Origin of the sequence: Mycolicibacterium thermoresistibile (genome assembly GCF_900187065.1) — a bacterium.
GTDB lineage: Bacteria > Actinomycetota > Actinomycetes > Mycobacteriales > Mycobacteriaceae > Mycobacterium > Mycobacterium thermoresistibile.
This window is the reverse complement of record NZ_LT906483.1, coordinates 163,245-184,828: the sequence shown is the minus strand read 5'-3', so window position 1 is coordinate 184,828 and position 21,584 is coordinate 163,245. Positions and strand designations below refer to the sequence as shown.

General features: G+C 68.1%; 12 protein-coding genes. 1 reads left to right on the top strand and 11 read right to left on the bottom strand.

The window, feature by feature from the left end; all coding sequences use genetic code 11:
* Positions 1 to 8 precede the first annotated feature (8 nt).
* Positions 9 to 2,405, top strand: coding sequence for a PE-PPE domain-containing protein (locus CKW28_RS00815; RefSeq protein ID WP_003924534.1), 2,397 nt, complete (start codon positions 9 to 11; stop codon positions 2,403 to 2,405).
* A 45-nt stretch (positions 2,406 to 2,450) separates the two neighbouring features.
* Here the strand turns inward: CKW28_RS00815 and CKW28_RS00810 are convergent, their stop codons facing one another.
* The 11 genes from CKW28_RS00810 to CKW28_RS00760 form a co-directional block, all read right to left on the bottom strand.
* Positions 2,451 to 4,514 carry an alpha/beta hydrolase family protein gene (locus tag CKW28_RS00810; protein WP_081475439.1) on the bottom strand — a complete coding sequence of 688 codons (2,064 nt, stop codon included), beginning with the start codon at positions 4,512 to 4,514 and terminating at the stop codon, positions 2,451 to 2,453.
* 347 nt (positions 4,515 to 4,861) lie between these two features.
* Positions 4,862 to 7,375, bottom strand: coding sequence for an alpha/beta hydrolase family protein (locus CKW28_RS00805; protein WP_003924536.1), 2,514 nt, complete (start codon positions 7,373 to 7,375; stop codon positions 4,862 to 4,864).
* A gap of 472 nt (positions 7,376 to 7,847) precedes the next feature.
* Positions 7,848 to 13,946, bottom strand: coding sequence for a magnesium transporter MgtE N-terminal domain-containing protein (locus tag CKW28_RS00800; protein ID WP_003924537.1), 6,099 nt, complete (start codon positions 13,944 to 13,946; stop codon positions 7,848 to 7,850).
* A gap of 454 nt (positions 13,947 to 14,400) precedes the next feature.
* On the bottom strand, positions 14,401 to 15,186 hold the full coding sequence (locus tag CKW28_RS00795; protein WP_003924538.1) for a fructosamine kinase family protein: 786 nt from the start codon (positions 15,184 to 15,186) through the stop codon (positions 14,401 to 14,403).
* The gene (locus CKW28_RS00790) at positions 15,183 to 15,875 is read right to left on the bottom strand and encodes a YoaK family protein (protein WP_040546247.1); all 693 of its coding nucleotides are present in this window, start codon (positions 15,873 to 15,875) and stop codon (positions 15,183 to 15,185) included. Before CKW28_RS00790 ends, CKW28_RS00795 begins: the two co-directional genes overlap by 4 nt.
* Positions 15,876 to 15,914: 39 nt before the next feature.
* Positions 15,915 to 16,694, bottom strand: a complete 780-nt coding sequence (locus CKW28_RS00785; RefSeq protein WP_003924540.1) for a hypothetical protein — start codon at positions 16,692 to 16,694, stop codon at positions 15,915 to 15,917.
* Positions 16,691 to 17,254, bottom strand: a complete 564-nt coding sequence (locus CKW28_RS00780) for an Rv1363c family protein (RefSeq protein ID WP_003924541.1) — start codon at positions 17,252 to 17,254, stop codon at positions 16,691 to 16,693. Before CKW28_RS00780 ends, CKW28_RS00785 begins: the two co-directional genes overlap by 4 nt.
* Positions 17,251 to 18,234 carry an RDD family protein gene (locus CKW28_RS00775; RefSeq protein WP_003924542.1) on the bottom strand — a complete coding sequence of 328 codons (984 nt, stop codon included), beginning with the start codon at positions 18,232 to 18,234 and terminating at the stop codon, positions 17,251 to 17,253. Before CKW28_RS00775 ends, CKW28_RS00780 begins: the two co-directional genes overlap by 4 nt.
* On the bottom strand, positions 18,231 to 18,872 hold the full coding sequence (locus CKW28_RS00770) for an Rv1363c family protein (RefSeq protein WP_003924543.1): 642 nt from the start codon (positions 18,870 to 18,872) through the stop codon (positions 18,231 to 18,233). Before CKW28_RS00770 ends, CKW28_RS00775 begins: the two co-directional genes overlap by 4 nt.
* Complete coding sequence (locus CKW28_RS00765) at positions 18,842 to 20,392, bottom strand: MCE family protein (RefSeq protein WP_003924544.1); 1,551 nt, start codon at positions 20,390 to 20,392, stop codon at positions 18,842 to 18,844. The genes CKW28_RS00770 and CKW28_RS00765 overlap by 31 nt, the downstream gene beginning before the upstream one ends.
* A 3-nt stretch (positions 20,393 to 20,395) precedes the next feature.
* Positions 20,396 to 21,559, bottom strand: a complete 1,164-nt coding sequence (locus CKW28_RS00760; RefSeq protein ID WP_003924545.1) for a virulence factor Mce family protein — start codon at positions 21,557 to 21,559, stop codon at positions 20,396 to 20,398.
* Positions 21,560 to 21,584: the final 25 nt, after the last annotated feature.

Genomic DNA, 21,584 nt, shown 5'->3' with positions numbered 1-21,584 from the left:
GAACGAGAATGCAGAATGCCCGGGCGCGACGCCGGCGTATCCGGCGGCTGAAGGCCACGAAGGTCGCCCTTGCCGGGGCGAGCGCGGCGACCGCGGTGGCGGTCGGGCTGACACCGTTCATGGCCAACGCCGCGGTGAGCGAAACCCAAGTGATCGGCCTGCCCGGCTGGTTACCGATCGACATCCCGGGCGTCAACCTGCTGCCTGCCGACCCGGCCGCGATCAACGGCGCCGTGGCCGCGCTGCGCGACACCGACCCGATCACGGGGTTGCCGACGCAACTCCTCGGCTTACCGGCGACACCGAGTGTGGCGATCGGTCCCGTCTGGCACACCTCGCTCGAATGGCGCGCAGACTTTTTCAATTTTGAAACCGTCGTCAGGGGCCAGTGGATCGACCCGCGGCGCGAGCCTCTGTTTCACCTGGCGGAGAGCCTCGCGCTCGAGGTGGCTCCCGCGCTCAATTGGACGTGGTATCTGCAGAACGCCAACCTGATCGCCTACGGCGACGGAGCCATTGCCGCCGGTCTGGCGTATCAGGCGATCATCGACGCGGTCGGCGCCGGCGATTGGGTGGTCGGCGTCCCGTTGACCGACCCTCGCGACATCCTCGTGCCGGGCGCGTCCAGCCCGGATCCCGACGATCCCGATTTCCGGAACCCGATCCACCAACAGATTCACCCCGGGTGGGTGGATCCCGGCATGAGCCCCCGGGGGGAGCCGGTCTGGCGTGTCGTCAAACCGGGTGGTGTCATTGATATCTCGCTGCTCTCGCTGATCCTTCTCCGCAATCCCGGCCGGCCGAACGGGGGGCTCTACGCGCGGTTCGCCCCGATCTACGAAGCGGTGCGCGGAGTCGACCCGGTTTCACCGGAACGGATCGATGCGCTGCCGGCCGGTGTCGATCCCGATCTCATCGCCAGACTGCTGACCGGAGACACTTCCGGGCTCACCGCGGACGACCTGGGCGCTCTGTTGGAAGCCCTCGCCACCGATGGTGACGGTAAGCCGACCGTCGTCACCGCCAAGGTGGACGCGACGTGGGCGTACGACATCCTCTCGGATGCTCCGGCGACGGCGAATCCGGTGGCATGGCTGAACTCGCTCGCGTCGGGAATCTTTCTGACCAATCTGCTCACGGGCATCGACCCGACCAATCCGGGTGGGGCGCCGGATGGATTCACCCTCAGCATGTACGTGGTGCCGGTCGGCGAACGGGACGCGGGCACGGTCTACCTCACCTATGCCCCGAACCAGTTACCGCTGCTGGCTCCGCTCCGGTTACCGGCTCAACTGCTGAGCCTGGTCACCGGCGAGGACATCAACACCCCGGTGTCGGACGCGCTCGAACCGTTCCTGCGGATCCTCACCAACATCGCCTATGACGATGTGGTGCGTAACCCGGACGGTTCGTGGGAACGCACCCTCGACCGTTTTCACGAGGCGGCGCTGTTCGGCACCCGGACGCTGACCAAGGATCAGGCGCTCTATCTGCCCGGCGACTTGATCGCCGCGCTCGGCAGAGGCATCGGTGACGAACTCACCGATGTGCTGACCCGCACACTGTCCCGGGTTGTGCAGTTCCTCAACCTCTTCGGGATCGAGGTTCCGCAGGCGCAGGTCGAGCAGCTCGGCGAACTGCTCGGCTTCCCCGGTGAGGTCATCAAGACTGTGAGCCGGGAAATCGGCACCGGGGTCTCCGAGCTCCTGCACGCCCTCGAACCGGTGATCCCGGACCTGCCGGCCTTCACACAGTCTCAGCTCCGGGAAGGCCAGAGCGCGCTGGCCCCCGTGGTCGCGCCGGTCCTGCAGGCCGCCGACGCCATCGGCTCACCGATCATCGCCGCCGCCGAGGATGCCCTCGGCGACGTGATCCGGGGCCTGTTCGAAAGCCTCGCCGGCGGCGGAACAACCACCTTGCTCGCCACCGGCACCGAGAACGCCACGGCAGCCGAGGCGAAGTTCGTACAGGTCCCCGAACAGCCGCTGACCGCAACGGCATTCGGGACGAATGACCCACTCCCGCCTGCTGAGCCGAACAATGCCCCGGTGCCGCAGGCGAGCGAACCGGAGCCGACGCCGGCGGCCGAGCTCGACACCAAACTCGAGCACAACACCCAGAACTACGCCCAGAACACCGCCCGGAACAATCTCGGGGACAGCGTCCAGAACACCAAAGTGCAGCGGCTGAAGCCGACCCTGCGACGCAACGACCTCAACGCGTCACCCGCCGGGTCGCCCACATGGTCGAGCGGTGTGCAGGCCGACGACAACACCGGTCGGGAACTCGTCGGTGTCACTGCGGTGACCGATGCCGACCGGACGACAGTTGCCGGGCAGGGTGATTCGACGGGTCGGACGACGGTCAAGGAGGAGACGTCCGCCGACTCGTCACCTGAGGACTGAGCCCGCCGCCTCCGCGGAAAATCCGCCCGGATGCGGGGGAACCGATCAGGCGGCGTTCCGGTCGCGCTTGTCGCGCCCGTCGCGCTGGCCGGACTTTCCGGCCTTCTCGGCCGGGCTCTTGCCGATGCTCGGCGGCTTCGGCTTGCTGGCGGGCCGGTCGACCGCCGACGTCCCCGAATGTCCGGCCTTGTCCGGCTGACCACCCGGCTGTGTGCGGGCCCGGCGTTGGGTCGACGTCTTCTCGACCGGCTTCCCGGCCTCGGCCGTGGGCTCGTCGTCACCGTCGGTGTCGATGGCCGGCGCGGTACGCGCGGTGTCGGCAGCGGAGGTCTGCAGCGCTGAAGTCGCGGCGGCAGCAGGCTTTTCGCTGGTCTTCGCCGCGGTCGCGGGCTGGTCGACCTGGAGCGTCACCGTGGTGGTGGCCCGGGTCTGCCGGTTCAACTCGTCGGCGACGTCGAGCACCGGGGTCAGCGCGGTCCGAACCTGACCGAACCCGGCCTCGCCGATGTCCTGGACCACGTCGATGCCCGCATTGATCAGCTGCGACACCGCGATCGCGGCCGCGTTCTGGATCAACGCCCGCAACGCCTCGTTCAACACCGGCTGCCCGGCGACGCTCGGTGTCCAGGCCACCGGGTTCAGCAGATTGTCCTGGATGTCGTTGATCAGCGTGTTGGCGATCAGCCATCCGGCGTCGAACTGCTGGCTGGGTGTCAGCGGGGACTGCCCGAACACCGCCTGCCGGCCGGCCATGTCGAAGCGGCGTTCAAGCGTCACCGGGTCCACATCCTGGTAGCTGGTGTTGATCGCCAGCCGCAGTGCGTTCTCCACCGAATTCAGCACCGGCTGAGGAACATTCAGCCCGACCATCCCCAGCATCCGGGGTAGCACGTCGAACGGTTCCAGCAGCGGCAGGTTGCCGGAGTCGTAGGTGATGTAGGTGGAGGTGCCGTTCAGCCCCGGGACATGCGGGAGGTCCACCAGCGGGATCTTGTTCAGCGCGTCGATCAGGTCACCGAGGATCGGCACCACCTTGCTGCCCTGTCCACCGGTGGGGTCGAGCAGAACCGCCACCCCGTTGGCGAGTCCTACTGTCAGCGGAAGCGCCTGTTCCAACAGATTGGTGTCGGCGATGTTCAGATCGTCCGGGATGAGGTGGCTCAGGAAGATCGCGCCGGCCAGGGCGTTGGCCCAGGCCAGTGGGCTCAGCGTGGTCGGCGCGTCCGACATGACGTTGTACGCCCAGCCGATGTCGAGCACCGAGGTGTTGAGGACCTTGGTCGGATCGTCGGGGTCATTGACGTAGCTGCCACCGGCCGGTGTGGTCAGGTTCAACCCGACCAGGCTGGTCAGCGGGGTGGCCAGCGCGAACAGGCCGCCACCGGGGCGGCCCGGGTTGTTGACGAAGATCAGCCACTGCCCGGTGACGCCCGGCTCCCAATCGGGGTCGTCCGAGGTGACCGCCTTGATCATGTCGCGATACGCGAGCGAGGTGGTCAGCCCGCCGAGCCCTTCGGACAGGATGACGGCACGCCGCTGCTTGAGGATCGGCAGCCGGTCGAAGACGGCCTGCGCCGCTTGGCCGATTGTCTGTCCAGGGGCGATGACATCCGCCCCGAACAGCAGGTTCAATGCGCCGGCACCGACGAGGCCCACCCGGAGATTCCGCAGACCCTCCGGCACCAGCTCGAGGATGAGATCGGTCGTGTAATTCAGCCCGTTCACCCGGCCGTAGACATCGCCGGGAAGCGGTCCCGGAGCGCCGGTGTCGAACACCAGCCCGAGCGCGTCGAAGAGCAGTTCCACCGTGTCGTCGAGCAGGGGGCTGCCCAGCGTGCCGACCGCCGAGCGGACCACGTTCTCCGGGGTGATGCCCAACGCTTCGGCGGCCCAGAAGATCGGCCCCACCCCGTACAAACCGGCGATCGCGGACAGCGCGACCTCGGCGTCGTCGACGATGCGGTGTTCGTCGATGTCGACGACCTGCGGCGCGGCCTGATTCTGCAGGCTGGGAGCGGTGACACCGACGGTGAGGGCCGCGGTGGTCGCCAGCGCCATCGCGGCGGCTCTGGCGCGACCGGGAGGAGACGGAGCCAGGTGTTCAGGCATCGACGACCTTTCGTGAGCTACTCGAACCCATTCACGACGGCGAAACTTTAGCAAACTCGTTAAGCATCTTCACAGCCATCCTGAAGCTTGCGTTCAGCAGCATCTCCCGGTCTCGTCAGAAGCCGAAATCTGTCAGGCACAGACATCAAAACCGGACGTAGCTGCGAAAACCGGGACGGCAGCCAGCACCGTCCCGAAGACGACTGTTCTGCATGACAAAGATGTCAGGAGTCAGCAAGCCCCGATTGCTGCACCGATGTGCAGATTTCGCAAACTATTGACGCCCGTCAAACCACAAGCGGGCCGCCCCATCTCCCGGATGGAACGGCCCGCTCGCAGGACGGGCACTACTCGTCCCCGCCTGACTCGGAGTCCGACGTGGCGCCGACGCCCGCACCGACCTTGGCCGCCGTCTTGGGCTGGGACTTGGGTTGGGACTTGCTCGACGGCCCGGCGGTCAAGCCGTTGCGAAGGCCGGCGCCCGCGTTCCGAAGACCGTCGTTGATCTTGTCGGCGCGGTCCTGCAGCCGCTGGCCGAGCCGTTCGGTGCTCTGCTGCAGGTGCTTGCCCGGGGCGCCGAGACCCGTCCGGACCTCACCCCGACCGTTGCTGCCGGTGCGCAGCTTGCTGGACGGTGGCTTGATCGCGTCCTCGCGTGGTGCGTCCGGAGTCGGCTGCGGGGATTCGTCGCCGGTCGAGGTGTCGATGACGGTCTTCTCACCGGCGGCGTCCTGCGGCTGTTCGGAGTTCTCCTTCAGCCCCGCACCATCGGACTCGTTCAGCGCGGCCGCGCGCTGGCCGGTCTTGAGGGTGAGGGTGTCGGCCCCGAGGTCGGGCACCGCCGCCGCCTCGGGCTGCGACGACGACAGCGGCGAGACCCCTCCGAGCTCGCCCAGCCCGCCGACAGCGTCTTCGACGGCGTCCCTGAGCAATTCGGGCAGACCATCCATACTCAGGCCGGCGGCGCCGGCGCCGAGCCCGCCGAGGTCGAGGCCGATGAGGCCGAGCAGGGTGCGCAGCACGTTGGAACCCTCGGGGCCGATCAGACCCTCTTCGAAGGCGTCCTGGACACCGCGCATCAGCGAGGCGAACAGGTTGCCCGGCACCTCGAGCCAGTTGACGTCGGCCGGAAGGGTGCCGAAACCGGTGGGGATATCGGCTTCGAGAAGCGTCCGGTCGTACTGGCCCTTGGCGTCGTCCCAGTACACGTCGGTGTAGCCGAGATTCACCAAGCTGGTGAGCACCGGGTTCAGCGCTGTCGCGATCGGATTGTTGACATCGAAACCCGGGGTGAACAGGTTGATGAAATCCGTTGCCAGATAAAGCGGTTCCAGCAGCGGCAACGTATTCATCGGGAGGGTCAGGTAGAGGTTGATGGCGAGGGCCTCGTCCAATTGGAGGACATTGTCCAGAATCTGAGCCAGCTGCGGCGTCAGCTGCTCACCCAACGAATCCACCAGGTCCAGAGCGCTGAGACCGCGCAGCAGATATGTCGGGAACAGCAGGGCCGCAACGTTGTTCGCCATGCTGAACGGGTTGGGCCAGGCTGCGAAGTCCGACAGGAAGTCGTATTCCGCGGTGGCGTCGATCTTGACGGGAATCAGATTCGCGCCGCCGACGGTCAGCCCGGTACCCAGCACGGGCACCGTGCCACCGCTGCTCTGGGCACTCGTCTCCGGTGTCACGGTGTCAATCCCGAAGAGCCCGGCCAGGGGGTACATCCGGGCGAACAGTCCACCGTTCGCCCGTCCGGGGTTACGCAACAAGATCATCGGCAGGATGGTGTAGCTACCCAAGAGCGATTCCGCGCCGTTCACCCCGCCCGGCTGATTGGCGAGATCCGCGACGACCTGGTTGTACGCAGCGCCGGCCGCGAAAGCGCCCAGGCCGACACCGATCACGATCGGTACGCGGAGCGCGATCAGGTCGGGCAGATCTCCGACGATCGGCAGGTCGCCGAGCGCGGCACTGAGATCTTCCAGCCCGAGGGTGTTGAGCAGGCTGAGGAGACCGACGTTGAGGTATTCGGTTTCGTTGATCTCCCGCGCCACCGCGTTGGGAAGCGCAGGCTCCCAACCCAAGTCGGCTCCGAACAGTTTGAGCGCCGTGAAGAGTGGACCGGTGGTGACGAGGTTCAGACCGAGGTTGAGATTGGACAGGTTGAGCGGCTGACTGAGGTCCAGGCCGAGGAGGCCGAGAAGTCCGCCGAGCGAGTCGAGGTCAAGCTCCGCGCCGGGGAGGATTCCGCCGATGATGTCGCCCAGGAGCTCGCCGAGCACCATGTCCACCAGGCCATTGTTTCCGTTTCCGCCGAGGATCGGACCGAGAATGTCGCCCAGGATCGACCCGAGAAACGGCAGGTCCTCCAGCCCTTCAAGAACAGGGCGGAGCGTGTCCGCGAGTTCCGCAGTGATCTTCTGATCGAGCAGGCCTCCCACCAAGCCCACGAGGTCGAGATCGAGCGGAATCTGGCCGAGCGTGCCGAACACCGGCCCCAGCAGCATGGCGAGCGCATTGTTCAGAACGTTCTCGAGCTGGCTCTGCAGATCGAGGCCGAGCGCTTCGGCCAGCGCGGCGAAGCTGATGTTGTCGACGAGGCCGCGGATCGCCATCTCGGCGAAATCCTGCGAGAGGCCGTAACCGACCGCTCCCAGCCCGAAGGTCAGGTCGGGGATGTGCTCGGGTTCGGGATAGAACTGGATGCCGGCCAGCAGGTCGACGTCGGCGTTGCGGAGCGCCGACGTCTCGACCTCGGGCGGGGCGGCGCCGACGGTCAGGGCGGTCGCGGTCGCGGTGGCGGTGGCGACACCGAGGGTCGCCAACTTCTTCGAGCGGCGCGTGGTCTTCGTGTGCTTCGCCATCTGACCGTCTCCTTTGACAGCTCTCAGCTTGTTCTCAGCCGGAGACTAGCATCGCCGTTGTTTGCGGAATAGCGCCCTCAAAGAACCCCTACGCCGTCGTCAATTTTTTGCCTCTGCAAGCACATGGGCGCGCGTTATGCGCACACCCTCCCGCCACACCGGAACGGGAGGGTTACGGAACCGTAGGAAATCTCCAGCCGCACGAGGCACACGACTCGGCGACCCGACGCTAAGCGCCTGCTCAGCAGGAGTCTTTCGACGTCATGTGGCACGCCGAGTCCGTGACGAGGGCTTCGAGACTCCCGGCGCCGAACCGGTGCACGCAATGTCGACCGGGTGAAATTCCGCGAATATCCTTCGGATGTTCGTAAACGCGGTTATGCTGCGCGGTCAGAACTTTGCCGAATGCCGTGCCCGGCCCATATTGTTAGCTAGCTGCGCTTTCCAGTTTCCCGATGTGGAAGACGGCGATCTATTCCGTCTCCGCTCCGGCACCGGCATTGGCGGATGTCCCGGTTGCGGCGGCACCGGCGAGCGACGAGGGCGCGTCCGCCCCGGTACCGGCCGGACCGGTCTCGTCATCGGTGCCACTGCGCTGCCGCAGCGCGTCGCGGGTTTCCGCGATCGCCTCCGCGGCCTGGCGGGTCGCGTCGTTGGCCTGGTTGCGATTGACACCCCGGGTGTGGCGGCCGTTGCCGATCGCCGCTCCGCCGGTATCGGGCCCGGGTGAGATATCCACCAGCTCAAGGGATTCGAGCTCCCCGTCGGTGTCGGAAGCGTCGTCGTCACCCGCAGCGGCATCGTCGATGTCGGTCTCGACGGTGTCGAGGCCGCCGTCGGTGAGGTCCAGACCGTCGGAGCCCTCGACGACACCCTCCTCACCGGAAGCCGGAGCCGAGTCGCCGCCGGGGTCGCCGTCGGGCGCCTCCGCGGTCAGGGTGAGCTCGCGGTCGAGTGTGCTCTCGACGCCGGGATCGTCGAGGCTCAGCAGCTGCGCCTCATCGAGCTCGGGCAGCTTCCCGGCGACATCGGGCAGGCCGAGATCGGGCAACTCGCCGCTCAGATCCGCGTCCTCGCCGCTGACCAGGGATTCCGCGATGTCACCGAGCGTCTGCACCCCACCGTCCTCCGTTGCGAACACGTTGCCGATGGGCAGATCGCCGAGGCCGGGCAGATCGTCCACCAGGTCGAGCACACCGAGCAGACCCTCGATCGCGTTCGGGGTGGCCGGTGTCGGGTTACCGCTGAAGAACTCCTTGTAGAACCCGGCGACCAGGGCGTTGAACACGTCTAACGGCACCCGCAGCCACTGTTCGAGGGTGAGGTTGGGCAGGGTGAAGAAACCCGTCGGCACCCCGGCCTGATCGAGCAAGCGGTCGTAACCGTCCTCCGGGTCCACATCGGTGTAGCCGAGGTTGACCAGGATGCTCAGCGCCGGCGCGAGCGCATTGGCCAGCGGGTTGGCGATCGGCCGGCCCAACACGATGCTGAGCACGTCGGTGAACAGATAGAGCGGCTCCAGCAGCGGCAACGTGTTCGCCGGCATCGTCGTGTAGCGGTTGATCGCCGCCGGGTCGTCCAGCAGCTCTTCGAGGGTCACCCCCAGCTGCGGCAGCAACGCGCCCAGGTCCAGTCCCCGCAGCATGTAGGTCGGGAACAGCATGCCCATCAGCGAGTTGAGCAACGAGAACGGATTCGGCCAGGCCGGGAAGTCCGACAGGATGTCGTACTCCACCGCCGCGTCGATCTTGATCGGCAGCAGCGTCGCACCGGTCAGCAGACCGTCGGAGTTCTCCAGTTCGAAATCCGGTGTGCGGGTGGAGAACCCGAACAGCTGCGCGAGCGGATCCAGCCGGGCGAACAGACCGCCGTTGGCGCGGCCCGGGTTGCGCAGCAGGATCATCGGCAGCAGCGTGACGCTGGAAGCCAGTGGATTGGAATCCTGCAGGCCGCCCGGCTGCGACGGCAGGGCGTTCACCACCGACCCGTAGGCCAGGCCGGCGGCGAACGCGCCCAGCCCGAACCCGACGACGATCGGTATCCGCACATTGGCCAGCCCGAGCACCGAAAGGTAATCGGTGCCGTTGATCGCGTCGGCGATCTGGCTCGGGAACGCCGGCACCCAGCCGACGTCCACGCCCACGAGCCTCAGCAGACTGAACGGCGGCCCGGTGGTGATGAGGTTGACGCCCAGTTCATCGGTCAGACCGGGCAGCAGGCCGAGCAGATCGTCGAGCAGATCGCCGAGATCCCCACCGATCAGATCCAGCAGATCGGTCAACCCCACATTGTCGAGCAACTCGACCAGCCCGGCCAGGTTGAGCAGGTCGATCACCTCGGTGATCACCGACAGATCCAGCCCGTCCAGCAGGTCGGTGAGGATGCCCGGATCGAGGATGCCCAGCAGATCGGTGAGGTCGCGCGGATCGAGCGCACCGAGCAGATCCACCAGTGCAGACGGGTCGAGCCCGCTCAACAGGTCCGCCAGGGCGTCGGCGCCGAGCCCGCCGAGCAGGTCGGTCAACGTGTCGGCGCCCAGCGTGGCCAGCAGATCGGTCAGATCCTCGAGGTCGAGTCGGGTCAGCACAGCGACCAGGTCCAGCGGATCCAGCGCGCCGAGCACCTGCACCAGCTCGTCGAGCTTCAGCTGTCCGAGCACCTCGGCCAGCTGAACCGCATCCAACAACGGCAGCAGGTCGATCAGTTCATCGAGCGGAAGCCCGATGATCAGATCGGGGATCAGGTCGAGATCGATGAGGCCCAACAGGGTTTCGAGTTGGTCCGCGTCCAGGCCGGCGAGCACCGCGGCCAGCTCGTCACCGGTCAGCCCCTCGAGGATCGATCCCGTCAGGCCGGTGATGATCTCCAGTCGATCCGCGGGATCGAGTGCGGCCAGCACCGCGGCGATGTCGGCGTTGTCGAGTGTGGCGAAGATCTGGGCGACCAGCCCCTCGTCCAGGCCGAGCAGCGTGCCGGCCAGGACAGCCGGATCGATCACCTCGACGACCCCGGCCAGCAGATCCTCGTCCACCAGGCTCAGCACGTACTGCAGATCGGTGATGGGCAGTTCGCCGAGCACCGCGCCCAGCTGGCCGGTGAGCTGCAGTTGCTCCACCACCGCGTCCAGGACGTCGGGCACCAGATCGGGCAGCAGCCCGGCCAGGTCGCCCGGCTGCAGGGTGGCGAGCAGCTCGGCGACGACACCGCGGTCGAGGTTGTCGAGCACATCGGCCAGCTGCGCCGGGTTGAGCTGCCCCAACACCCCGAGCAGCTCGGTGCCGGTCAGTCCGCTCAGCAGCGACTCCAGTTCGCCGTCCGGCAACTTGGTCAACACGTCGGTCAACTCGGCCGCGCTGAGGACACCCAGCACGTCGATCAGACGTCCGGTGCCGATGAGTTCGGACACCACCGCCACCCGCTGCTGGGGATCCAGGCCGACCAGGGCGAACGCGAGGTCGTCGAGCGCGGCCGTGGTGACCAGCCGCGTCAGCACGTCCCCCTCGGCGGTCTGCAGCAGCTGGGTCAGCTCGGTGCGGGTGAGTTCGTCGAGCACCCGGCCGAGTTCGAGGTCGTCGAGATTGTCGAGCACCCGGGTGAGCTCGTCGGCGGACAGGCTGCCCAGGACGCCGGCGAGCGCTTCGGGGGCGACCGCGTCGAGCACCGTCGGGAGCAGCTGCGAGTCGACGGCGGTGAGCACACCGGCCAACGCATCGGTGGTGAGATTGCCCAGGACAGCCGGCAGCTCCTCGGCGTCGATCCCGCCGAGCACGGCACCCAGCAACGGCCCGTCGAGTTCGGCGAGGGCGGCGGCCAGGGCGGCCGGTTCGACGACCCCGAGCACCGTGCCGAGTTGGTCGGATGCGACAACGTCGAGCAGCCCGACCAGTTCGGCGGTGCTGAGGGACTTCACCGCAGCGGTCAGTTCGGCGTCGCCGAGCGCGTCGAGCACCTGCCGTAGTTCGCCCGCGTCGAGTTCGACCAGGACCGCGCCGAGCGCATTCGGGGCGACGGCGTTCACCACGGTCTGCAGCGTTCCGCCCTCGATACGGGTGACCAGATCGGTGAGCTCGTCGACACTGAGGCTGCGCAGCACGTCGCCGAGCGCATCGCCGGCGGCGAGTTCGGCGATCACCCCGCTGAGTTGCTGCTCGTCCAGCAGGCCCAGCGCCGACGCGAGGGTGCCCACCTGGGCCAAGGCGACGACGCGCGCGAGTTCGGCCTCATCCCCGATCCCCAGAACCCTGGCCAGCTCCTCGACGGTCAGGCCGGCCAGCGCCCCGACCAGTTCGGCGTCGTCCAGGCCCCGCAGCAGACCGGGGAGGTCACCGATGGGCCAGCCCGCGATGAGCTCGGCCAGGCCACCGGGGCTGACGGCGTCCAGCACCCGCTCCAGGTCGCCCTCCGAGACGTTGCCGAGCAACGTCTTCAGCTGTTCGGCGGTCAGCGTGTTGAGCGCCGCCGCCAGTTCGTTGTCACCGATCGCGTTCAGGATCGACGCCAGCCGGTCGCTGTCGAGCTGTCCGAGCGCCGCGCCCAGCGCTGCCGGGCCGGCCAACCCGAGGACGCGGGTCAGCTGCACGTCTTCGGCCGTGGCGAGCACGGCGGCCAGTTCGGTGGTCGACAGACCGCGCAGCACGGCGTCGAGCCGGCGGTCGTCGAGCCGCTCCAACACGTGGAGAAGGGCCACGCTGTCGAGGAGGGCCACCGTGTTGGCGAGCGCACCGTCGTCGGCGGCGTCGATGAGGCGTTGCAGCTGCTCGATCTCGGCGGTGCTGAGCAGATCCCGCAACTGGGCCGGGGTGAGCAGATCGAGAAGGTCGACCAGTTGGGTCGCACCGGCGGCGGCCAGCACCCGGTTCAGGTGCTGGCTGTCGAGATCGAACAGCACGGCGGCGAGGGATGCGGGCCGCACCGCCTCGACGACGGCCGCCAGCTGTTGTCCCTCCCCCACCGTGGTCAACAGCTGGGTGAGCCCGTCGCCGTCGAGCCGGAGGAGCACATCCGACAGCCGGTCGGTGTCGATCAGCTCGGCGAGCACAGCGGCCAACCGGGTGTCGGTCAGCCCGGTCAGGGCACCGGCCAGCGCGCCGGGCTGGGCCGCCCCGACCAGCCGCGCAACGTATTCCAGGTCGGCGTCGGCCAGCACCCCGACGAGTTGTGCCTGGCTCAGCAGGTTGAGCAGACCGGGCAGGGAGTCCTGGTCGATCGCGCCGATCACCCTGTTCAGCTGCAGGGCGTCGAGATTCGGCAGCACCGCGGCGAGGTCGACGGGTGCGACGCGGGCCAGGACGTCCGGCAGCAGTTCCGGGTCGAGCGTGGTGAGCAGGTGCCGCAGCTGCACCAGGGTCAGCGCTTCGACCAGCGCGGGCAATCCGTCGCCGAGCGCGCCGACGGTCGCGTTCAGCTGTTCCGGTGTCAACGTGCTCAGCAGTCCGGCCAGCGCCGGTGCGGACAGTCCGGACAGCAGCTGCCCGACCTGGACGGAGTCCAGGCTGTTGAGCAGGTCGGTCAGATCCTCGGGCTCGAGCCGGTTGAGCAGTGTCGCAAGATCCGCCGACTCCAGGACAGCGAGCACGGCGAACAGATCGCCCGCGTTGTCCAGAGTGCCCAGCACCTGAGCAAGCTGCGCGGTTTCGAGCCGCCGCAACACATCCCCCAGCGGCACGGGGTCGAGCGCGGAGAGCACCTGGAACAGCAGGGCCGCGTCGAGGTCGGCGAGGACCGCCGACAAGGTGTCCGCCGGCGCCGCCTGCACGACTTCGATCAGGTCCTGTCCGGTCAGCTGATTCAGCATGCCCAGCAGGTCGAGGGCGGTCAGTTGCGCGAGCAGCGGAGCCAGGCGGGAGGTGTCCGCCAGTTCCCTGACCACTTCGATGAGTTGCGATTCCGTCAGCCCGCCGATCAGGCTGGCGAGATCGGCCGGGGCGACCGTGGCCAGCAGCTGACCCACCTGCTCGGGCAGCAGTTGGCCCAGCAGCGTGGACCGGTCCCCGGGGTTGAGATTGCGGAGCAAATCTGCCAGATGCGCGGGATTCAGGTTGCTGAGCACCTCGAACCGCTGCGCCACCTCCATGGAGCCCAACTTGGACAGCAGATCGCCCGGTTCGAGCGAGAGCAGGACACCCGCCAGCTCGAGCGGATTCAGGTCTTTCAGCTCGTTGAAGAGATCCAGACCGGTCAGGTCCTTGATGAGGTCGAGGAGACCGCCGATCAGGTCGATGCCGGGAAAGATCGCCAGGTTGCCCACCACGCCCGCGGCGTCGGGTCCGAGCGCCTCGACCACCGCACCGAGCTGTTCGGGGTTGAGCGCGCTGAGTGCCCGCTTCTGCTGTTCCGGGTCGGCGTTCTTCAGCGTGTCGAGGACCTCGGGGGTGAGCTCGACGAGCTCCACCTCGGGAATCAGCAGCAGCGGATGCGCCGCCGGATTGACGCCGTCGGCCATCGTCCGCACCGCTGCGCGCGGTTCGGGGGCCGGTGTGACCGTGACGGTCAACGCGGTGGCGGTTGCGGTGGCCGCTCCCAGCGCCGCGACCTTTTTCGACCGGCGACTCCGTCTGCGGTGCTTCGACATCGGACCCTCCCCGGATTCTCAGCTTGGTCTCAGGGAAGGTAGCAGCTTTGTGACGTTGCTGAAAGTCTTGCCGAGTAAATATCCCTACGCGTCAGATTGTGACCCGGATAACAGCTATGGCGTCCACCGCCGCCATCCTGCCGCGATGCCGAGCCCGAGCTAATTACTTCATGAAAGCAACGATCTCCTTTTCTCAAGCAACGGCTCGACTTTTTGCCCTACCAGGCCGGTAGCCGCTCTGCCTTCGCGTGGAACCGCTGCGAACTGCGGTGATTTCTATATATGGTGTTCCGCCATTGGCCAGTGGCGTTGCGAGACCTGCCGTGAGCGCATCCTCATCATTCCGGCACGCCGGCAGTCGGGGGAAGGGCGGGCCGCGGCGGCCCGGACACGGCGAGCCGCCGCGGGCGCGCGGAAGCCTCCTGAAGCGCATCGGATGCTAAGCACGCTTATGTTAGCTGAACGTACGCACGACTTTTGCGGATGCAACCTCGACCTGCTCGGCGTACCCGCCACCGAACAACACCACATGGGCCAGCAGCGGGAACAGCTGATGCAGCGCGACGCGGTCGGGCCAACCGTCGCGCAACCGCCGCACCGACTGATAGCCGGCCAGCACCTCGTCCAGATAGGGGCAGCCGAACAGGGCCAGCATCGCCAGATCGGTCTCCCGGTGGCCGCCGTGCGCCGCCGGATCGATGAGCACCACCCCGTCCGGGGTCCACATGACGTTCCCGCTCCACAGGTCCCCGTGCAACCGCGCCGGCGGGTCATCGTCATCGAAGCGCCCGTCCAGACACCACGCCGTCACCCGGTCCAGGGAGTCCCGTGCCGCACCGCTCAACCGCGCCGCCGCCATGCCGACCATGGGTTCCAGCCGCTCGAGGGCATAGAACTCACCCCAACTGTCGTGAGCCGTCAACGACATCGGCAACGGCTGCGACAGCGGGCCGAAAAACCCGTGGCCCGACCAGTTTTCCGGTCCGATACCGAACGCGTCGGCACCGGCGTGGTGCGTGTGGGCGAGACGCGCGCCGAATTCGCGCGCTGCCGCACGGGTCGCCGGCACCGAGGTCAGCCGCTCCAGCGTCAGTGACTCGTCGTCGACATCGATGACCCGTGCGCACCGCACCCCGCCGTCCACGGCCAGCCACCGCAAGCCGGCTGCCTCCCAGGCGAAGTACCCGGGCGGCGCCGAGGGATGATGTTTGACGAATTCCGTTGATGCCGGGTGTGTCACAGATCATTCTCCGAGGTCGGCGAGGGTCCCGACCAGAAGATCGCGGCGCTGACGGCCACGAACGCCGCGGCCAGGGCGATCACCGGCGCGACGGTCACCAGGGTCATCGTGGCGCCCACCATCGCTCCCCCCAGCATGGTGAGAACCACGGTGTAGCGGAGCTTTTCGCGCTTCCCGGTGCCGCCGGCGAGTCGGCTGTCGAAACCGATGCCGACGATCGTCGACGTCAACACCGTGGTGCTCAGCTCCTGGATGCCGAACCTGCGTGCAGAGGCGTTCTGCAATCCGAACGCGACGGCCAGCCCGGCGATCAGGATGAATTTCTGGTCGTTGTGATAGTCGAGCCACCCTGCTCCGGCGAGCGCCGACAACGCTAGCAGCAGAACGGTTTCCACGCACAGCGCGGAGGTGATCCAACCGCGGACATGGTGGGCGAGGTGACGGGCCAGCCGTCCGCCGATGACGGTCCCGACCAGGAACGCGAGGAAGGCGACCACCGCCGCGGTCAGGTCCACCCCGGAGGTCGGGACGAACCAGAACCCCAGAAAGATCACGTTACCGGTCATGTTGGCGACGAACACATGTCCCAGCACCAACACGCTGACAGCGTCGACCAGCCCGGTGGCGAAGGTCATCAGCAGCAGGGCGAGCACGGTGAGCCGCGGCGTGACAGGTGATGCGACGGCCATCGCTCGGCTCCGCTAGCCCCGCGGTTCCACGTGGAACACCTACAACTGCGGGGTCAGGTCCAACTGGGTGATCGCGGTCATGCGGTTGATCAGCCACTCGGAGTTCTTGCGCTCCATCGTCAGCCGGTACGACAGATACCGCAGCGACGGGATGTTCTTGGTGACCGGGCTGGTGGCGACGGAATTGGTGTAGACGATCGCGGTGGCCTCGGTCGGCGAGATCGACTCCACCGCGGTGCCGACCACCTCGGTGTTGTTGGTCACCTGCGACTGTTTGTTCGACACCACGATCGCGTCGATGAACCGGCGGTACTGATCGGAGAAGTCCCCGGACAGGTACTTGTCTGCCCGGTTCGGCAGATCCTCCATGTCCTCGGGGGTGTAGGTCCACAACGTGGTGATCGCCTCGGCGGCGGTGCGGGCCACCTCCATTTTCGTGGCCACCAGCGCCCGGTCCGCGAGGTACGGCTGCACCATCGCGCCGGCGAAACCGCCCGCCGCGACGAACACCACGGCCGCCGCGGCCGCCGCGATCAACCAGCGCCGGCCGGCCGGGCGGTGCACACCCGGCACCGGCCCCTCCCCGGAGTCGGCGGAGTCCGGGGAGTCGGCGGGTTCTGGGCCTGGTTCCGGTTCCTCCACGCCCGGTGGGAGGTCGACCGCCAACGCCGCCTCGAGTTCCTCGACGGCCTCGGCGGCGGCGTCGTCATCCACCGGAGCGGTCTCGGAGCCCCGGGCGCGCTTGCGTTTCCCGACCGGTACCCGCCGGGCGGTCGACGTGTCATCCGAGTCGGCGCCGGGCCCCGGATCTGGTGTCAATACACCTGGATCAGCTTGCTGATCTTCCACTGCTGCCCCTCCTCGATAACCGTGACGACCCAACGGCTTCCGCTCTCCACCGTGGTCTCCCCGTCCGGCATGGTGCTGCTGATCTTGGTGGCGACCAGGACGTCGGCGCTGCCGTCCTCGTACCAGCGCTGCACGCCCGCCTCCAGCACCTCACCGGTCGTCGGTTCGGACTGCGCCACCCGGATCACGATCTGGTTCATCTTCTCCCGGTACATGGCGGCGAACTCGCCGGTGCCGTGTTCCAGAATGCGGTCCGCATAGTCGTTGGCGTTGAACGGATCCAGCGACGTGTACGCCGTCATGAAACCCCGCACGTAGCCCAGCGCGGACGCGTCGCGCAGCGCGGCGCGGCGGTCACTCTCGTACTGGACCACCATGTAGGTGCTGGCCGCGATCGCCGCCACCACGAGCAGGCCCGCCAGCGCCGACAACACCGCCGGCCCCCAGCGCCACCGGGGACGCGGCCGGGCGTGGGAGAGGTCGAGGACATCGCGGTGCTCGTCGGCCGTGATGCGGCGGCGTGGACTCACGGCTGATCCTCACCGAGGTACGGGCGCTTCAGCACCGTCAGCGCGTCGACCTGCCATTGCCCCTCCGGGGACTTCTTGAACTCCACCCGCACCGTGGCGGTGATGAATTTCTGCTCCTCCGGGGTGGCGCCGCGCTGCCCCTGCATGGCCAGCAGCATGGCCGCCTCGTCCCGGGTGTTCGACAGCACCGCGCTGCTCACCGCCCAGTAGTCGTTGGTGGTGGGTTCGGTCAGTTTCACCGCCTGCTGTTCGGCGGCCAACTGTTCGCGGTAGCGCTCGGTCGTGAGCGACCGGGCGCGGGTGAAGTCCTCGTCGATGGTGTCGGCCTGATAGCTCAGCATCTGTTCGACGATGCGCGGGCCCTGCTCGGCGATCTCGGCCCGCGCCGCGTCGGTCTGCTGCTGCGGGCGGTACACGGTGAGGTACCCGAACACCGCCCCGGCCACCGACAGCAGCACCGTGGCGACCAGCACGACGACGGTCCACCGCCGCGGATCCCGCCGGCCCGCGGCGCGGGGCCGCTCCAGCTGATGCACCTCGGTCCGCGCCAGCAGATCGGCGAAGGTGCGGTTGCGACGGTCCCACAGCGGCCACAGCCACCCGATGAACACCGCCCCGGTGTCGAGCAGATGCGCCAGGTCGCGCAGCACCAACCGGCCCAGCCCGGCGGCCGCCCCGTCCCGGCTGCGGACCACCCGCACACCCAGCAGCGCCCGGCCCAGGCTCCATCCGGTCAGGGTCGGCAGCAACCACCGGTTGACCAGCACCGCCACCGTCACCACCGCGGCCGCCACCGTGCAGACCCACCACGGCCAGCCGATCCGCGGGCCGGCCAGGATCCACGGCAGCAGCGACGCCACCGCCCCCAGGCCGGGCAGCACGTCGACCGCCAGCGCGCCGGCCCGGGCCGGCCAGGACGCCAACCGGGCCGCGGGCTCCACCGGCCGGTTGTCGGTCGACGAGTCCAGCACCGCCGTCACGAGGTGACCGTGTCCAATCTGGCGACCTTGTACGTGCCGTCCTCCGGCGCCATCTGCGCCCGCAGCCGGTAGCCGTGCTCCTGATCGGCGGCCGCGGTGTTGGTGACCTTCACCCGCATCGCCACCAGCACGTCGACCACGCCGTCGTCATGGTGCCGTTCCACCGCGGCCCGCATGTCCGACACCTGCACCGACGCGTCGGCGACGCGGTAGGCATCGACCAGCATGCCGCTGTACAGGTTGGCCTGCACCGCGAAGTCGCCGGTGGAACACTCGATGATCTTGGCCTGGCTGGTGGCCATCGACTCGACGTCGGGGGCGTGGGTGGCGGCGACACAGTCCTTGGCGGCCTCCAGTGCCGCCGCCTCGATGCGGGCGATGTCGACGCTGCGCTCATGGGACCGCCACGCCAGATACCCGCCGGCCGCCAGGCCCGCGGCCCCCACCACCAGCGCCGCGCAGATGCCGGCGACCCAGGTGCCGCTCAGCCGGGACGGCCGCCGCTCCTCGGCGGGTGGTTCGGGTGTCTGGGTGCTCGGTTCGGTTACGTCGGTCGGGTCTCCTGCCAGCGACTCGCCAGGCGCGTCATCAGCATCGGTGGTGCGGTTCAGCCGGCGGGTGCCAGCATCTCCTTCCATCCGTCGTCTCCTGGGTTGCTCGAGTTGCTGACGGAGTACTTCACACCGTCCGGGCCGACCGCTTCACCGCTGGCCGGGTTGTAGATGGCCGTCCCTGGTGCGGGAGTGTAGATGCAGGGGTTGGGTTGTTGTCCACTGCACTCGACCATGCCCGACGGCCCAGGCGGGGTCAGCGGATCGCTGACCGGCGGGACCGGACCGGGCAGCCGGTCGGCCGGCAACGGGTTCATGCCGTTGTTCACCGACTCCGCAGGGATCACCTTGCCGGGATCGACGGGCTGATCACAACGCGCGCCGGGAGCCGGGCAGTTGCGGATCTGGTTCGGATCCCCGTACCAGGGGTTGGTGCCCAGCGGCACGTACGGCTCGTCGCTGCGGCACTCCCGCGGCGTCGCCGCCCGCTTACCCGGCACATCCACACACGGATAGTTGCGGCCACCGCGCACCACATTGCCCTGGGTGTCCTTCGGGATCTTGCAGTAGGTACCCTCCGGCAGCGGCTGCGGTGAGGTGTCGGCCGGCGAGCGCCACTGCGACGGCGGCAGGAACCCGGTCAGACACGGCGGCGGGATGTTGATGCCCAGCGCGAGGTGCAGCAGCGCCTCGCCCGGGAACGGCGCCGTCGTGGTCTGGGCGATCGCCGCGCCCTGCGGCAGGATCACCAGCGACTGGTTCAGCCCCTTGTGGTAGCGCTTGAGCATGTCGCTGACCACCGCGAGGTTCGCCAGCACCTGCGGCAACGACTCCCGCACCCCGCCGAACACCGCGTTCAGCTGATCGGCGGTCGGCGCGGCCTGCTGCAGACCGCTGCGCAGCGCCGCGTCCTGTTGTGCGGCCTGCGCGGCCAGGATGTTGACGTTGCGCGACCACCGCGCGATCGCGTCACCGGAGTCGACCTGGCTGTCGAGGATCGGCGCCGAGTTGTCGATGATGTCGCCGACCGGTTCCAGGTTGTCCCGGAAATCCCGGGCGATCGCGGTGGTGGAGTCGACCAGCCGTTGCAGCGACGGGCCCAGACCACCCACGGCGGCGGCTGTCTCGGTCAGCAACGAGTCGATCTTCTCGGCGGGCAGCGCCTGTAGACCCTCGTTCGCGGCGTCCAGCGCCGGACCGACCTCGCTGGGCACCGTGCTCTCGGTGATGGTGTCACCGTCGGAGAAGTACACGTCCGTGGTGCCGGCGGGCACCAGATCCAGGTACTGCTCACCGATGGCCGACACCGAGTGCACGTTGGCCGTCGAGTCGATCGGGATCTTGTACTCGCTGCCGATGCTCATGGTGGCCCGGGCCCCGCGCGGGGTCGGTTCCACCGCGGTCACCTTGCCGATCGTCTGACCCCGGTAGGTGACGTTGGCCGTCGCGTACAGCCCGCCGGAGCGCGGCAGCTCGGCGTGCAGGGTGTACTGCCCGATGCCGATCAGCGACGGCACCCGCAGGTAGTACCACCCCAGCGCCACCAGCGCGATCACCGTGAGGACGGTGAAGATCACCAGCTGCATCTTGATGAAGCGGGTCAGCATGGCTCACTCAGCCCTCTCGATCAGCGGTCCGCCCGGCACATTGTTCGGGTTCGGGGTGAACCGGGTGTCGGGGACCATCGTCGCCGGGTCGCGGCCCCACGCCTGCTCCAGCGCGCGCAGCATGCCCGCCACACCGGTGCCCGACAGAAACCCGTTGTCGATGGCCGACAGCGTCAGGTCCAGCATCAGCGACACGTTGATGTAGTCGCCGCGCACCACCTTCGGCACGTTCTCGATGTTGAACGGCGCGGTGAGCATCAGCTTGAGCGCACCGATCAGGTACGGCGACGCCCGGCCGAGCTCGCGCAGCGGCCGCTGCAGGTTCTGCAGGTTGGTGTGCAGCGGATCGCTGGCCTGCCCCAGGTAGGTGTCGGTGGCCTCGCTGACCCGGCCCAGCGCCAGCACCGCGTCGGCGAACAGATCGCGGGTCTCGGCGAAATGCTCGATCAGCGGCGGGAACTCGGTCAGCACCCGGTCGAGGGTGCTCTCCCGGTTGGCCACGATCGTCAACAGCTCGTTGCTGTTGTCGATGGCGCGGGTCAGGTCGTCACGCTGGGCGTTGAGTTCCGCGGTGAAGGTGTCCAGTTTGGTCAGGAAGTCGCGGATCTGCGGCGCCCGGCCGGACAGCATGTTGTAGACCTCGGTCTGGATGACCTCCAGATTCGGGATCCCGCCGCCGGTCAGGATGGTGCCGACGCTGGCCAGCACCCGCTCGGTGGTGGGGAACGCCTCGGCCTGATCCAGCGGGATGGTGTCACCGTCGCGCAGCATCTGCTGCGACGGGTCGTCCGGCGGGTCCAGTTCGACGTGCTGGGAGCCCAGCAGGCTGGTCTGCCCGATCCGGGCGATGGTGTTCGTGGGCAGCTCGATACCGGGTTCCAGCGCCAGCGTCAGCACCGGCGTCCAGTCCCTCAGCTCGATCCGCCGGACCGTGCCGACCTCCACGTCGGCCACCCGCACGCGGCTGTTGACGTTGAGCGCCAACGTATCCGGCATCTGCACATAGATCGTCATGCCGCCGCCGGTGCCCGGCCCGCTGGGCAACGGCACGTTGGCGATACCGCGCCACGACCCGCACGCGGTCAGCACCAGCGCAATCGTCAACAGGGCCAGCGATCGGCGCGTGGCCCGCGTGACCGTCCGCTTCACCGTCGTCACCGTCGTCACCGTCGTCACCGTCGTCCTTAGTGCA